Origin of the sequence: Streptococcus sp. GMD1S, assembly GCF_000296875.1 — a bacterium.
In the GTDB taxonomy this organism is placed as follows: Bacteria; Bacillota; Bacilli; order Lactobacillales; family Streptococcaceae; genus Streptococcus.
The window spans coordinates 1-16518 of record NZ_AJQY01000006.1; the positions used below are offsets into that span (position 1 = coordinate 1).

The 16518-nt window shown below is 39.6% G+C and carries 12 protein-coding genes and 1 pseudogene; 9 read left to right on the forward strand and 4 right to left on the reverse strand.

Translation table 11 applies throughout. The features are described from left to right. From GMD1S_RS11590 to lacG, 5 genes and pseudogenes are all read left to right on the forward strand, one after another. Positions 1-159, forward strand: a pseudogene (locus GMD1S_RS11590) (tagatose-bisphosphate aldolase); the annotation flags it as partial. A 237-nt stretch (positions 160-396) separates the two neighbouring features. Further along, positions 397-1233, forward strand: a complete 837-nt coding sequence (locus GMD1S_RS01640) for a PRD domain-containing protein (RefSeq protein ID WP_000285701.1) — start codon at positions 397-399, stop codon at positions 1231-1233. Between the two features lie 35 nt (positions 1234-1268). After that, entirely contained in the window at positions 1269-1586 is a 318-nt protein-coding gene (locus GMD1S_RS01645) for a PTS lactose/cellobiose transporter subunit IIA (protein ID WP_001078328.1), read from the forward strand. After that, positions 1586-3280, forward strand: a complete 1695-nt coding sequence (locus GMD1S_RS01650; RefSeq protein WP_001037308.1) for a lactose-specific PTS transporter subunit EIIC — start codon at positions 1586-1588, stop codon at positions 3278-3280. The genes GMD1S_RS01645 and GMD1S_RS01650 overlap by 1 nt, the downstream gene beginning before the upstream one ends. 84 nt (positions 3281-3364) lie before the next feature. After that, entirely contained in the window at positions 3365-4771 is a 1407-nt protein-coding gene (lacG, locus tag GMD1S_RS01655; protein WP_000169308.1) for a 6-phospho-beta-galactosidase, read from the forward strand. A gap of 39 nt (positions 4772-4810) precedes the next feature. Here lacG and GMD1S_RS01660 read toward each other — a convergent pair whose 3' ends face one another. The 4 genes from GMD1S_RS01660 to nrdH form a co-directional block, all read right to left on the reverse strand. Further along, positions 4811-5578, reverse strand: a complete 768-nt coding sequence (locus GMD1S_RS01660) for a DeoR/GlpR family DNA-binding transcription regulator (protein WP_000917583.1) — start codon at positions 5576-5578, stop codon at positions 4811-4813. 139 nt (positions 5579-5717) lie between these two features. Further along, positions 5718-6680, reverse strand: a complete 963-nt coding sequence (gene nrdF / locus GMD1S_RS01665) for a class 1b ribonucleoside-diphosphate reductase subunit beta (RefSeq protein WP_000451372.1) — start codon at positions 6678-6680, stop codon at positions 5718-5720. Positions 6681-6868: 188 nt separating this feature from the next. Beyond that, on the reverse strand, positions 6869-9028 hold the full coding sequence (gene nrdE, locus GMD1S_RS01670; RefSeq protein ID WP_000523265.1) for a class 1b ribonucleoside-diphosphate reductase subunit alpha: 2160 nt from the start codon (positions 9026-9028) through the stop codon (positions 6869-6871). A gap of 80 nt (positions 9029-9108) precedes the next feature. Beyond that, positions 9109-9327, reverse strand: coding sequence for a glutaredoxin-like protein NrdH (nrdH, locus tag GMD1S_RS01675; RefSeq protein WP_000259240.1), 219 nt, complete (start codon positions 9325-9327; stop codon positions 9109-9111). 653 nt (positions 9328-9980) lie between these two features. On the opposite strand from nrdH, the gene GMD1S_RS01680 reads away from it, so the two are divergent. From GMD1S_RS01680 to GMD1S_RS01695, 4 genes are all read left to right on the forward strand, one after another. Further along, on the forward strand, positions 9981-11201 hold the full coding sequence (locus tag GMD1S_RS01680) for an alpha/beta hydrolase family protein (RefSeq protein ID WP_000661897.1): 1221 nt from the start codon (positions 9981-9983) through the stop codon (positions 11199-11201). 461 nt (positions 11202-11662) lie between these two features. Further along, positions 11663-11926 carry a phosphocarrier protein HPr gene (locus tag GMD1S_RS01685; protein WP_000146948.1) on the forward strand — a complete coding sequence of 88 codons (264 nt, stop codon included), beginning with the start codon at positions 11663-11665 and terminating at the stop codon, positions 11924-11926. A gap of 5 nt (positions 11927-11931) precedes the next feature. Then, positions 11932-13665, forward strand: coding sequence for a phosphoenolpyruvate--protein phosphotransferase (gene ptsP / locus GMD1S_RS01690; RefSeq protein WP_000138129.1), 1734 nt, complete (start codon positions 11932-11934; stop codon positions 13663-13665). A gap of 246 nt (positions 13666-13911) precedes the next feature. Next, on the forward strand, positions 13912-16434 hold the full coding sequence (locus GMD1S_RS01695; protein WP_000700240.1) for a pneumococcal-type histidine triad protein: 2523 nt from the start codon (positions 13912-13914) through the stop codon (positions 16432-16434). The last annotated feature ends 84 nt before the right edge of the window (positions 16435-16518 follow it).

Sequence of the window (16518 nt, forward strand, 5' to 3'; positions counted from 1 at the left end):
CTTTGCGGCCGTGCAACTTGGGCTGGATCAGTTGAAGCCTACATCAAAGACGGTGAGGCAGCAGCTCGCGAATGGCTACGCACAACTGGATTTGAGAACATTGACGAACTCAACAAGATTCTTCAAACAACAGCGACTTCATGGACTGAACGTGTATAAGTTTTCCCCCCTAATCTTAGGAACATTGATCTAAATAAAAAATTTAAACAAAGTTGAATGTAAAGGTTTACAAAAAAACTAACTTGTGCTATACTTAAATCACAAGTTAATACAAGGTGAGTGTTACTAAGTAATATTAGGCATGATCACAGGTGGATTAGAAATCGATAGATTTTCTAGTTCATTTGTGGTCATTTTTTATACTCATATACCTTTAAGAGATAAAAGGAGGTTGCCATGTATCGAATTCTAAACCCAATGAATCACAACGTCTCGCTTGTCAGAAATGACAAAGGAGAAGAAGTGATTGTGATTGGTAAGGGGATTGCATTTGGGAAAAAGAAGGGGGATTTGATTGCTGAGGATCAGGTTGAGAAAATCTTTCGTATGAAGACAGAAGAGTCCAGAGAAAACTTTATGGCTCTGCTCAAAGATGTTCCGCTTGATTTTATCACAGTGACCTATGAGATTATTGATAAGCTTTCTAAGAAATATCATTATCCGATTCAAGAGTATCTCTACGTAACCTTGACAGATCATATTTACTGTTCTTACCAAGCTCTAACACAAGGAAGGTACAAGGATAGCAATCTGCCAGATATTTCTGCCAAGTATCCTGTAGCTTTTCAAATCGCAAAGGAAGCCTTTGAAATCTATCGTCAGAAGTTGACAGATCATTTCCCTGAGGACGAAATTATTCGGATCGCTTATCATTTCATCAATGCCGAAGGGGAGAATGAAGTTCAAGTGGTTGAGTCGATTGATAAGAGGAAAGAAATTCTCAGGAATGTCGAAGAAGTGCTTAAAAGTTACGCTATTCAACGAACCAAAGAGAATAACCATTTCTATGATCGATTTATGATTCATTTGAATTATTTCTTGGATTATTTAGACAGATCTAGAGATGATAACCAATCACTTCTGGATATGGAAGACCATATCAAACAATCCTATCCAAAAGCGTTCGAGATTGGTTCCAAGATCTATGATGTGATTACGCAACATACGGGTCTTGATTTGTATAAAAGTGAACGAGTTTATCTAGTTCTACATATCCAACGTTTATTGTCATAAAAATTTAATTAAAAATACATAAGGAGAATTCTATCATGAATAGAGAAGAAGTAACATTGTTAGGTTTTGAAATCGTAGCCTATGCTGGCGATGCTCGTTCAAAACTATTGGAAGCCTTGAAGGCTGCTGAAGCTGGTGATTTTGCGAAAGCAGATACTCTCGTAGAGGAAGCAGGTGGTTGCATCGCGGAGGCGCACCACGCGCAAACAAGTCTATTAACTAAGGAAGCTTCAGGTGAGGACTTAGCTTATAGTGTAACCATGATGCATGGCCAGGATCACTTGATGACAACCATCTTGCTCAAAGATTTGATGCACCATTTAATCGAACTCTACAAGAGAGGAGTTAAGTAATGAACAAACTAATTGCTTTTATCGAGAAAGGAAAGCCTTTCTTTGAGAAATTATCTCGTAATATCTATCTTCGTGCTATTCGTGATGGTTTCATTGCAGGTATGCCCGTTATTCTCTTCTCAAGTATCTTTATCTTGATTGCTTTTGTACCAAACTCATGGGGCTTTAAATGGTCTGATGATGTTGTTAATCTCCTCATGAAACCTTATAGCTATTCAATGGGGATTCTAGCTCTCTTGGTAGCTGGTACAACAGCTAAGTCATTGACGGACTCAGTTAACCGCAGCATGGAGAAAACCAACCAAATCAACTATATGTCAACACTGTTGGCTGCAATTGTTGGTTTGTTGATGTTGGCAGCTGATCCGATTGAAGGTGGTTTTGCGACAGGTTTCCTTGGGACAAAAGGTTTGCTTTCAGCCTTTCTTGCTGCCTTTGTAACTGTAGCCATCTATAAGGTTTGTGTTAAGAACAACGTCACTATTCGTATGCCTGACGAAGTTCCACCAAATATCTCACAAGTCTTTAAAGATGTGATTCCATTCACTCTATCAGTGGTTTCTCTTTATGCTCTTGATTTACTAGCTCGTCATTTTGTTGGTGCAAGCGTAGCTGAATCAATCGGTAAATTCTTTGCACCATTATTCTCTGCTGCTGATGGTTATCTAGGTATTACGATTATCTTTGGTGCCTTTGCCTTCTTCTGGTTTGTTGGTATCCATGGTCCATCTATCGTTGAACCAGCAATCGCAGCGATTACCTATGCAAATGCCGAAGTCAACTTGAACCTTCTCCAACAAGGGATGCACGCTGACAAGATTCTTACTTCTGGTACACAAATGTTTATCGTTACCATGGGTGGTACGGGTGCGACACTGGTTGTTCCATTCATGTTCATGTGGTTGACCAAATCGAAACGAAATCGTGCAATCGGACGCGCTTCAGTAGTTCCAACTTTCTTTGGTGTAAACGAACCAATCCTGTTTGGTGCACCTCTTGTACTGAATCCAATCTTCTTCATTCCATTTATCTTTGCTCCAATCGCAAACGTATGGATCTTTAAATTCTTTATTGAGACGCTTGGCATGAACTCATTTACAGCCAACCTTCCTTGGACAACACCAGGTCCGCTCGGTATTGTTCTCGGTACAAACTTCCAATTCTTGTCATTTGTACTTGCTGCTTTGTTAATCCTTGTTGACGTAGCCGTTTACTATCCATTCCTCAAGGTTTATGATGAACAAATCCTTGAAGAAGAGCGTTCTGGTAAAGCCAATGATGAATTGAAAGAAAAAGTAGCTGCAAACTTCAATACTGCTAAAGCAGATGCTATTCTTGAAAAAGCTGGTGTAGAAGCAGCGCAAAACACAATCACTGAAGAAACCAATGTCTTGGTTCTCTGTGCAGGCGGAGGAACAAGTGGTCTCCTTGCAAATGCTCTAAACAAAGCAGCTGCGGAGTACAAGGTTCCTGTTAAAGCAGCAGCTGGTGGCTATGGAGCTCACCGTGAAATGTTGCCTGAGTTTGATCTGGTTATCCTTGCTCCTCAAGTAGCTTCAAACTTTGAAGACATGAAGGCCGAAACCGACAAACTTGGTATCAAACTTGCCAAGACAGAAGGTGGCCAATACATTAAACTGACTCGTGACGGAAAAGGCGCTCTTGCCTTTGTTCAAGCGCAGTTCGAAGAATAAAATGTAAATAGCAAAGAAGTGAGATGGAAGAACTCCTCCCAACTATACCCCCATCTCATTTCTATTTCTTGAAAGGTGAATCAAATGACAAAAACACTTCCAAAAGACTTTATTTTTGGCGGGGCAACAGCTGCCTATCAAGCAGAAGGTGCTACCAATACCGATGGTAAAGGACCAGTTGCCTGGGACAAATACCTCAAAGATAACTACTGGTACACTGCTGAACCAGCCAGTGATTTCTATCACAAATACCCAGTTGACCTCAAACTAGCAGAAGAGTATGGTGTCAATGGTATCCGTATTTCAATCGCTTGGTCACGTATCTTTCCAACTGGTTATGGGAAGGTTAATGACAAGGGGGTTGAGTTCTATCATAATCTATTTGCAGAGTGCCACAAACGTCATGTTGAGCCCTTTGTAACTCTTCATCACTTTGATACACCAGAAGCTCTACATTCAAATGGAGACTTCTTAAACCGTGAAAACATTGAACACTTTGTAGACTACGCAGCTTTCTGTTTTGAAGAATTCCCAGAAGTAAACTATTGGACAACCTTTAATGAAATTGGACCAATCGGTGATGGTCAATACTTGGTTGGTAAATTCCCTCCTGGTATTCAGTACGACCTTGCCAAAGTCTTCCAATCTCATCACAATATGATGGTGTCGCATGCGCGTGCAGTAAAACTTTTCAAGGATAAGGGATACAAGGGTGAAATTGGTGTGGTGCATGCCCTGCCTACTAAGTATCCTCTGGATCCAGATAATCCTGCAGATGTCCGTGCAGCTGAGTTAGAAGATATTATCCATAACAAGTTTATCCTAGACGCGACTTATCTAGGACGATATTCCGAAGAAACCATGGAAGGTGTCAACCATATCTTAGCAGTCAATGGTGGAAGTTTAGATCTGCGTGAAGAAGACTTCGCTGTGCTAGAAGCTGCAAAAGACCTGAATGACTTCCTTGGAATTAACTACTACATGAGTGATTGGATGCAAGCCTTTGATGGCGAAACAGAAATCATTCATAACGGTAAGGGTGAAAAAGGAAGCTCTAAGTATCAGATTAAGGGAGTTGGACGTCGAGTAGCGCCTGACTATGTCCCACGTACGGACTGGGATTGGATTATCTATCCTCAAGGTTTGTATGATCAAATCATGCGCGTGAAACAAGATTATCCAAATTACAAAAAAATCTACATCACAGAGAATGGTCTCGGATACAAAGATGAGTTTGTGGATGGAACAGTCTACGATGATGGACGGATTGATTATGTTAAGAAACATGTGGAAGTGATTGCAGATGCAATCTCTGATGGAGCCAATGTCAAAGGCTACTTTATCTGGTCGCTGATGGATGTCTTTTCTTGGTCAAATGGTTATGAAAAGCGTTACGGCCTCTTCTATGTTGATTTTGAAACCCAGGAGCGCTATCCAAAGAAATCAGCTCACTGGTACAAGAAACTAGCTGAGATACAACTTATTGAATAAAATTCAACAAAAATTCCCCGCCAAAAGGCAGGGGAATTTTTATGGTTTTGATAAAAGAATGGTTGTTTGTTTCGACAGGTCTTCAAATGTCTCCTGACTCAGTTTGGAATCTGAAACGATGGTATCAATTTCTGAGATATTGTAGAAATTGTAAAAATCAAACTTATTAAACTTACTGTGGTCTGCCAGTAAGTATTTTTTATTGGCATTGTTCAAGGCGATTCGTTGTACCTCGCCCTCTTCTTCACTGAAAGTAGCAATTGCCTTATCCTTAATACCATTACAGCTTACAAAAGCTTTAGAAAACTGAAGATTGGTCAAATCCTGTAAGGTAAGTGTTCCTACAAAAGCACCAGTGATAGAGCGATAATTTCCACCAATCAAGATCAAATCTGTTAGTTTTCGTTCGTTTAGGATGAGAAAGACTGGAAGACTGTTTGTTACAACACGAATATTATCAATTGGGAGCTCACGAGCAAAACATTCTAAGGTTGTTCCTGGACCAATAAAAATGGTTTCACCTTCGTCAATCAAATGACCTGCAAAACGGCTAATTTCTTGTTTTTCAGCAATCTGCAAGCCTTGTTTTTCGACGTTTGAGCGTTCGTTGTTTAAGAGAGAACCTGTACGAAGTTTTTCAGCACCACCATGCACACGAACCAGCAAATCCTTGTCTGCTAGTTCTTGTAAATAGCGACGAGCTGTCATATCTGACACATCAAGACTCTCCATAATCTCTTTTACAGTAATAGTGCCTTTTGTGTTTACTGCTTCTAGAATACTATCTAGTTTTTCTTGCTTTAGCATCCTTATCACCTCGATTTCTACTATTATTATCTTACCATAAAACGCTCAATCAATCAAATAGAAAAAAACAAAATAAAACAAAAACAAAAATATCATGGTTGTTTTAAACAAACCATGATATTTTGAATGTTTGGTCAAATTAGTCTAAACCGTAGTTGTAATCCTCGTCTTGCATGGCTTCAACTTCACCAAGGAGGTAACCATTTCCGACTTGAGAGAAGAAGTCGTGGTTAGAAGTTCCTGTTGAAATTCCGTTCATAACGATTGGATTGACATCATCTGCTGAATCTGGGAAGAGTGGATCTTGTCCTAGGTTCATAAGAGCTTTATTGGCATTGTAACGAAGGAAGGTTTTAACTTCCTCAGTCCAGCCAACACCGTCATAGAGGCTTTCTGTATAGCCCTCTTCGTTCTCGTAGAGAGTGTAGAGCAGGTCGTACATCCATTCTTTAAGTTTTTCTTGCTCTTCTTCAGGTAATTCATTGAAACCAAGTTGGAATTTGTAACCAATATAAGTTCCGTGAACAGACTCATCACGAATGATCAGTTTGATGATTTCCGCAACGTTGGCCAGTTTGTTGTTACCGAGATAGTAAAGCGGTGTAAAGAAACCAGAGTAGAAGAGGAAAGTTTCAAGGAAAACACTGGCAACTTTCTTTTCTAGTGGGCTACCATTGAGGTAGATTTCATTGATAATTTCCGCTTTTCTTTGTAGGTAGGGGTTAGTGTTGGTCCATTCAAAGATTTCTTCGATTTCGGCCTTGGTGTTCAAGGTCGAAAAGATAGAAGAGTAAGATTTTGCGTGGACAGATTCCATAAACTGGATGTTGTTGAAAACAGCTTCCTCATGTGGTGTACGGATGTCTGCGCGAAGTGCTTGAACTCCTGTTTCAGATTGCATGGTATCCAAAAGGGTCAAACCACCAAAGACTTTTCCAACCAAGTCTTTTTCTTTGTTTGATAGTTTTCTCCAGTCGTCTAGGTCATTTGACAAGGGGATACGCGTATCGAGCCAGAATTGCTCTGTCAGCTTTTCCCAAGTTGATTTGTCGATGACATCTTCGATGGCATTCCAGTTAATGGCTTTGTAGTAAGTTTCCATTTGAAATCTCTTTCTGTGTTTAATATTGCGAGCTCACAATTATTTCTATTTTATCATAATTCTAGAGGAGTATCGCACAAAAAGTCGGAAGCCCGACTTTTTGTTATTTCATAGTATAGATGCTTATTCCAGTCTAACACGGTGATTGAATCACTAATCTGAGAAAATGTAGTTTCCTCAAGCAAAAATTAAATCACACAGCTTTCACATTGGTTAGCACCGACTTCTCCACCATCGTCTGTAAAGGTACGGACGTAGTAGATAGACTTGATACCCTTGTTAAAGGCATAGTTACGAAGGATAGATAGGTCACGTGTCGTTTGTTTGTTTTCTTTCTTCCATTCGTAAAGACCTTTTGGAATGTCGCTACGCATGAAGAGAGTGAGTGAAAGTCCTTGATCCACGTGTTCAGTTGCGGCAGCGTAAACATCAATCACCTTACGCATATCCATGTCATAAGCAGAAGTGTAGTAAGGAATGGTATCTGTAGACAAACCTGCAGCTGGATAGTAGATTTTACCGATTTTCTTCTCTTGGCGTTCTTCAATGCGTTGCGTAATCGGGTGGATAGATGCAGAAACATCGTTGATGTAACTGATAGAACCATTTGGAGCTACAGCAAGGCGGTTTTGGTGATAAAGACCATCTGCTTGAACCTTTTCGCGAAGTTCAGCCCAATCAGCAGCACTTGGAATAAAGACATCTTTGAAGAGTTCTTTAACACGGTCTGATTTTGGAACAAATTCGCCTGTCACGTACTTGTCGAAGTAGCTTCCGTTAGCATAGTCTGATTTTTCAAAGTTGTGGAAGGTGATACCACGTTCACGCGCTATGTTATTAGATTCTACCAAGGTCCAGTAGTTCATAAGCATAAAGTAGATGCTTGTAAATTCAATTGACTCATGTGATCCGTACTCAATCAGTTGTTGGGCAAGGTAGCTATGAAGCCCCATGGCACCAAGGCCAAAGGTGTGAGCTAAACTGTTTCCGTGGTCGATAGTAGGGACAGCTACGATGTGTGAACTATCTGTAACGAAAGTCAAAGCACGAACCATCGCACGGATAGAACGACCAAAGTCAGGTGAAGTCATCATGTTGACCACGTTGGTTGAACCAAGGTTACATGAAACGTCTGTTCCCATTTGAAGGAATTCTTGAGCATCGTTGATCAAGCTTGGTTCTTGAACTTGAAGAATCTCAGAACACAAGTTACTCATGATAATCTTACCATCTACTGGATTCGCACGGTTGGCTGTATCAATGTTGACGACATAAGGGTAACCAGATTCTTGTTGCAATTTAGAAATTTCAGTTTCCAAATCACGAGCTTTGATTTTTGTCTTGCGGATGTTTGGATTTGCGACCAATTCATCATATTTTTCAGTGATGTCGATGTAGTTGAATGGCACACCGTACTCAAGCTCTACAGAGTAAGGGCTAAAGAGATACATTTCTTCATTTTTACGAGCTAATTCGTAGAATTTATCGGGCACCACAACTCCAAGTGAGAGGGTCTTAACACGAACCTTTTCATCGGCATTTTCTTTCTTAGTTGAAAGGAAGGCGATGATATCTGGGTGAAAGACATTGAGGTAGACAACCCCAGCACCTTGACGCTGACCCAATTGGTTAGAGTAGGAGAAACTGTCTTCGAAGAGTTTCATAACTGGAACGACACCAGAAGCTGCTCCTTCATAACCTTTGATAGGTGCGCCAGCTTCACGAAGGTTGCTTAGAGTAATACCTACACCACCACCGATACGTGAAAGTTGAAGAGCTGAGTTGATAGAACGTCCGATAGAGTTCATGTCATCAGTTACTTGAATCAAGAAACAAGATACCAACTCCCCACGACGAGCACGACCTGCGTTCAAAAAGGAAGGAGTAGCAGGTTGGTAGCGTTGGTGGATGATTTCATTGGCAATATCAGTCGCAATTGCTTCGTCCCCGTCAGCAAAATAAAGTGCATTAAAGAAGACGCGGTCTTCCATACTTTCAAGGTAATATTCACCGTCATTAGTCTTCAAGGCATACTGGTTGTAAAACTTATAGGCAGCCATGAATGATTTGAATTGGAAGTTTTGGTCTTTGATAAATTGATGCAATTCTTCCAAAAACTCTGGACGGTATTTCTTGATAAATGCTGTTTCAATGTAGTTGTGTTCAATGAGGTAGTTGATTTTATCAGTGATTGAATCAAAAACCATAGTGTTTGGAACTACATTTTCTTTAAAGAAAGCATCCAAGGCTTCTTTATCTTTATGAAGCATGATTTGTCCATTAACAGGACGGTTGATTTCGTTATTGAGACGGAAGTAGGTCACGTCCTCAAGATGTTTTAATCCCATAAAATTTCCTTTATCTAATTACAAAAGAAAGGCCTCTAAGTTAGCCCTAGAAGCAATCTCTTCTGGATGATGTACTAAGATTATGCTAATTGTTTCAGTTTTCCTGGTTGGAAGCCTGAAAAGACTTCAGTTGGTGTTTGGATAACAGGAGCCGCGCTGAAACCGAGCTCTTTAACTTGATCGATGTACTCTGGTTGCTCGTCGAGATTGATCTCACGATAAGCGACATTGTTGCTGTCCAAGAAACGCTTGGTCATCTTACATTGGACACAGTTGTTTTTAGAATAAACGGTTACCATTTTCGTAACTCCTCTTTCAAAATAGATTACTTTCTTAGTATATCAGAAAAAAAAACTTTGTCAAACTTTTTAAACTAAATCTTGTGCTAAAAAGTTACAGTTTCAAAAACAAAGCACAAGATATAGTGTTTTTGGAAACATAAATTTTGATTTCCGTTGAACTGTCAAAGTTTCTCAAAATAAAAAAACTACATACTGTATATTGGTAAGATAAATAGAAGATTTTCAGCAAGTTATCAGAAAGGAAAACGAAGAAAATAGCAAAAATCGTAAGAACAGGAATAAGTCTAGCTGAGACAATGCTTTAATAAAACAGAAACTGTGATATTTACGAAAAAAAGAAATTTTCCACACAAGATGTCCCAATATTTTGTATTAGAATATCTAAAATATAACAAAAGTGGAAATGACAGATTATGCTGTATTCATAAAAATGGATCATTGGTTAATTTTATATAGGATACTTATGAGTTTCGTATCCTTTTATAAGGAGTATATAAATACAATGTTTGAGGAAGTTCATTTTATGTGATATACTACATGTGATTATAAGATTAAAAAATGGATATCTGGATGCTTTTGTTTGATAGAGAATGTTATCAGATTATAATTAGATTAAATAAATGAAAGAACACAGAATTAGGAGGCGCGTGGTGAAAGAAAATGATGTTATTTTAAAACGGCAATCAACTCAAATATTTTTTAAGAATGGTGATACGGATTTTTTCTTTAATTGGTTGTTAGGAATCGGTGAAATTTTTGGTTTCTCTCATGGAGAGCTTTATTATCTTGCTCAAAGATTGGGGAACTCACCAAAGCCTGATGACTGGAAAAATGTATTTTTATCGCATGTAAACTACCTTGAACAAGAAGCAAGTAATTCAGGATTGAGTGAACAAACAAAGGCGCAGTATTATCTTGCACAGACCTACTCACTTCGCTCGGCAATCCAATTTACCGATCCATTTTCTGACGAGTATTTACCGACCGTTCGTCAAATGGAGAAGGTGTTTTCTAGTGCAATTCATTCACTAGGTGTACCGATTGAAAAACTAACTATTCCCTATCAGGGTTCTTACTTGCCTGGGTATTATCTTCATAGCGGCGATAATTGTCCAACGCTAATCATGATTGGTGGAGGTGATACTTATCGCGAAGATTTATTTTACTTTGCAGGATATCCTGGCTGGATACGAAATTATAATGTTTTAATGGTTGACCTTCCTGGTCAAGGGAGCAATCCTAGTAGAGGGCTGGTCTTTGATGTGGATGCTTCTATTCCAATTTCATTATGCATAGACTGGTTGGAAAATAGAAATCCTAAACTAAATTATTTAGCTATTTATGGTGTCAGCGGAGGGGGATATTTTACCGCACAAGCTGTCGAAAAGGATCCAAGAATTCATGCTTGGATTGCTAGTACCCCTATTTACGACGTTGCAGAACTTTTCAGAAAAGAATTTGGATCAAGTTTGAAAGCACCTAGTTGGTTAATAAATGCCATTTTAAAATTAGCTGGAAATTTGAATGAATCAGCAAATTTAAATCTTAAAAAGTATGCATGGCAGTTTGGTACTTCTGATTTTAAGAGTGCTATTGATGATGTATTTAACCATGCAAAGATTGTGGATTATCAAAAAATTCAATGCCCATGCCTGTTTATTATGGGAAAGGGTGAGGGTGCTGAACTGCAGCATCAAACTAAGGTAATTTATGAAGCACTTAAATCTAAAAATCAACAAACTAAACTTCAAGTATTTGAGGCGGAAAGTGGTGCGGACGCTCATTGCCAAGTCAATAATCTAAGACTCGCCCATAATGTCGTTTTTGATTGGTTGGATACTTTATTTGAATGGAATCAATCAAAGTTTTAGTTCTACTTATACCACTTAGATATATCTACCTTTTTACTGTTAGGGGCTACAAACTTATTTTACTTTAAGTAGCAAATTGGATAAATTCTCTACTGTTGATGGTAAGAGTAGGTTTTAGAATTTCAGGATTTGATGAAGTCTTTTCAAATAATGGATTTACTGAGTTATATTAATTATAGTTAAATAGTATTATTTCATTATTTACTAGGATTGTCCTCTGATTGGTATTAAGGGAAAATAGCTTTGAAAATTGAATTTTGATGATGACATTCTTTGAACAATTAGTGTTTAGATATGCTATTTAGTTACTAGAGTGCTCATTTAATAGAAAAAGAAGTAATTTCATTTTCAGTAAAAGTCCATAAAATACTTGAAAAATTATCTAGAAGGTGATATAATACAGTCTTGTAAGGGTTATCACATATAACTCAAAAAAGAAATAACTAAAGGAGAGTCAAACTATGGCTTCTAAAGATTTCCACGTAGTGGCAGAAACAGGTATTCACGCGCGTCCAGCAACATTGTTGGTTCAAACAGCTAGCAAATTTGCTTCAGATATCACTCTTGAATACAAAGGTAAATCAGTAAATCTTAAATCTATCATGGGTGTTATGAGTCTTGGTGTTGGCCAAGGTGCTGACGTTACAATTTCAGCTGAAGGTGCAGATGCTGACGACGCAATCGCTGCTATCACTGAAACTATGGAAAAAGAAGGATTGGCATAAGGAAAATGACAGAAATGCTTAAAGGAATCGCAGCATCTGACGGTGTTGCAGTTGCAAAAGCATATCTACTCGTTCAACCGGATTTGTCATTTGAGACTATTACAGTCGAAGATACAAACGCAGAAGAAGCTCGCCTTGATGCCGCTCTACAGGCATCACAAGACGAGCTTTCTGTTATTCGCGAGAAAGCAGTAGGTACGCTCGGTGAAGAAGCAGCTCAAGTTTTTGACGCTCACTTAATGGTTCTTGCTGACCCAGAAATGATCAGCCAAATCAAGGAAACAATCCGTGCGAAGAAAGTGAATGCAGAAGCAGGTCTGAAAGAAGTAACAGACATGTTTATCACTATCTTTGAAGGAATGGAAGACAACCCATACATGCAAGAACGCGCAGCGGATATCCGCGACGTGACAAAACGTGTATTGGCCAACCTCCTTGGTAAAAAATTGCCAAACCCAGCTTCTATCAATGAAGAAGTGATTGTGATTGCGCATGACTTGACTCCTTCAGATACAGCTCAATTGGACAAAAACTTTGTAAAAGCTTTTGTAACCAACATTGGTGGACGTACAAGCCACTCTGCTATCATGGCGCGTACACTTGAAATTGCAGCAGTATTGGGAACAAACAACATCACTGAAATCGTTAAAGACGGTGATATTCTTGCCGTTAACGGTATCACAGGTGAGGTTATTATCAATCCAACTGATGAGCAAGCGGCTGAATTCAAGGCTGCTGGTGAAGCTTATGCGAAACAAAAAGCTGAATGGGCTCTCTTGAAAGATGCTAAAACAGTAACTGCTGATGGCAAACACTTTGAATTGGCTGCCAACATCGGTACTCCAAAAGACGTTGAAGGTGTCAATGACAACGGTGCTGAAGCTGTTGGTCTTTACCGTACAGAGTTCTTGTACATGGATTCTCAAGACTTCCCAACAGAAGACGAGCAATACGAAGCTTACAAGGCTGTACTTGAAGGAATGAACGGTAAACCTGTTGTCGTTCGTACAATGGATATCGGTGGAGATAAGGAACTTCCTTACTTCGATATGCCTCACGAAATGAACCCATTCCTTGGATTCCGTGCCCTTCGTATCTCTATCTCTGAGACTGGAGATGCTATGTTCCGCACACAAATCCGTGCCCTTCTTCGTGCGTCTGTTCACGGTCAATTGCGTATCATGTTCCCAATGGTTGCGCTCTTGAAAGAATTCCGTGCAGCGAAAGCAGTCTTTGACGAAGAAAAAGCAAACCTTCTTGCTGAAGGTGTTGCAGTTGCGGATAATATCCAAGTTGGTATCATGATCGAAATCCCAGCAGCAGCCATGCTTGCAGATCAATTTGCTAAAGAAGTTGACTTCTTCTCAATTGGTACAAACGACTTGATCCAATACACAATGGCAGCAGACCGTATGAACGAACAAGTTTCATACCTTTACCAACCATACAACCCATCAATCCTACGCTTGATCAACAATGTGATCAAAGCAGCTCACGCTGAAGGGAAATGGGCTGGAATGTGTGGTGAGATGGCTGGTGATCAACAAGCTGTTCCACTTCTTGTCGGAATGGGCTTGGATGAGTTCTCTATGTCAGCAACATCTGTACTTCGTACGCGTAGCTTGATGAAGAAATTGGATACAGCTAAGATGGAAGAGTACGCAAACCGTGCCCTTACAGAATGCTCAACAATGGAAGAAGTCCTTGAACTTCAAAAAGAATACGTTAATTTTGATTAATCGAAAAGTCCTTGCAACTCAGTTGCAGGGGCTTTTTTAAAGAATTTTCAAGAAAATCTTTTTTATATAAAGTCCATTCTAGAGAAAGTAGCGGTGAAGAATAAAAAAATACTTAACTGGTTCATAAAATTCTTGACAAGTTGCAAATTTAGGAGTAAACTATTAACCAGTTAATTAATAGAGAGGAGTTTCTGCAATTTAGAAATGAATTGCAAATAGAAATATCAAAAAAGAAAGTGAGTTTCAATGAAAATTAATAAAAAATACCTTGCTGGTTCTGCGGCAGCTTTAATTTTAAGTGTCTGTTCTTACGAGTTGGGACTGTATCAAGCTAGAACAGTCAAAGAAAATAATCGTGTTTCCTATATAGATGGAAAACAGGCGGCACAAAAAACGGAGAATTTGACTCCTGATGAGGTCAGCAAAAAAGAAGGCATTAACGCGGAGCAAATCGTCATCAAGATAACAGACCAAGGCTATGTCACTTCGCATGGCGACCACTATCATTATTACAATGGGAAGGTCCCTTATGATGCCATCATCAGTGAAGAGTTGCTGATGAAGGATCCAAACTACCAGCTCAAGGACGAGGATATTATCAGTGAAATCAAGGGTGGTTATGTGATCAAGGTAGATGGAAAATACTATGTTTACCTTAAGGATGCAACCCATGCGGATAATGTCCGTACAAAAGAAGAAATCAATCGGCAAAAACAAGAACATAGTCAGCATCGTGAAAGAGGAACTTCAGCAAACGATGGTGCTGTAGCCTTGGCACGTTCACAGGGACGCTACACCACAGATGATGGTTATATCTTTAATGCTTCTGATATCATTGAAGATACTGGTGATGCTTATATCGTTCCTCATGGTGACCATTTCCATTACATTCCTAAGAATGAGTTATCAGCCAGCGAATTGGCTGCTGCAGAAGCCTTCCTATCTGGTAGAAGTGGCCAATCAAAGGCGCCTACTTATCGCCGTACCAATAACAACAGTGCTAGCAGCGATGTAGATAGATGGAGCCCATCCTATAATAACCAAGGCAGTGGCTATACGAACACGAACACATCTAACAACAGTAGTGACGATAGTCAAGCAAGTCAAAGTGATGAGGATATTGATAGCCTTCTGAAACAACTTTACGCCTTGCCGCTCAGCCAACGACACGTAGAATCTGATGGCCTTGTCTTCGACCCAGCACAGATTACAAGTCGAACAGCTAGAGGAGTTGCTGTGCCTCATGGGAACCATTACCATTTCATCCCTTATACACAGATGTCTGAATTGGAAGAACGAATCGCTCGTATTATTCCTCTACAGTACAGTTCGAGCCATAGGGTGCCGGATTCAAGACCAGAACAACCAAGTCCACAACCGACTCCGGAACCTAGTCCAAGCCCACAACCTGCACCAACTCCTCAACCAACTCCAAGCAATCCAATTGATGAAAAATTGGTTAAACAGGTGATTCGAAAAGTAGCTGATGGCTATGTATTTGAGGAGAATGGAATCTCTCGTTATATTCCTGCCAAGGAACTTTCAGCAGAAACTGCAGCAGCCATTGATAGTAAACTAGCCAAGCAAGAAAGTTTGTCTCATAAACTCGGAGCTAAGAAAACCAACCTCCCATCTGGTGATCGAGGATTTTACAATAAGGCTTATGATTTACTAGCAAGAATTCATCAGGACTTACTTGCTAATAAAGGTCGTAAAGTTGATTTTGACGCTTTGGATAAACTGTTGGAACGTTTAAATGATGAAAGCAGTGATAAAGTTAAGTTGGTCGAAGATGTACTTGCATTTCTCGCACCGATTCGTCATCCAGAACGTTTAGGAAAACCAAATGCGCAAATTGCCTACACTGATGATGAGATTCAGGTAGCCAAGTTGGCAGGCAAGTATACAACAGAAGATGGCTATATCTTTGATCCCCGTGATATCACCAGTGATGAGGGGGATGCCTATGTAACTCCACATATGACCCATAGTCATTGGATTAAGAAAGATAGTTTGTCTGAAGCCGAAAGAGTGGCAGCCCAGGCTTATGCTAAAGAGAAAGGTTTAACACCTCCTTCGACAGGAAATACAGAGACTAAAGGAGCAGAAGCTATCTACAACCGCGTGAAAGCAGCTAAGAAGGTGCCTCTTGATCGTATGCCTTACAATCTCCAACATACCGTGGAAGTTAAAAACGGTAGTTTAATCATTCCTCATTATGATCATTACCATAACATCAAATTTGAGTGGTTTGACGAAGGACTTTATGAGGCACCTAAGGGGTATAGTCTAGAAGATCTCTTTGCGACTGTGAAGTACTATGTCGAACATCCAAACGAACGTCCGCATTCAGATAGTGGTTGGGGAAATGCAAGTGACCATGTTCAAAGAAACCAAAATGGTCAAGCTGATAACAATCATACGGATAAACCATCAGTAGAGAAACCTCGGGCAGACAAACCTGAGGAAGAAAAGCCGCGCGAAGAGAAGCCTCAAAGTGAGAAACCAGAATCTCCAAAACCAACTGAGGAGCCGGAAGAAGAATTACCAGAGGAACCAGAAGAACCTCAGGTCGAGACTGAAAAGGTTGAAGCGAAGTTGAGAGAGGCTGAAGAGCTACTTGCAAAGATCCAAGACCCCATTATCAAGTCCAATGCCAAAGAAACTCTCACTGGCTTAAAAAATAACCTGCTATTTGGTGCTCAGGATAACAATACCATTATGGCTGAAGCTGAAAAGTTGTTGGCTTTATTAAAGGAGAGCAAGTAAAGGTAGAAGCATTTTCTAGATCCTAAAAACAGGATAGGAGAACTAGAAAAGTTAAAATCGAAAATGAGAATAGAATGTAAGTTC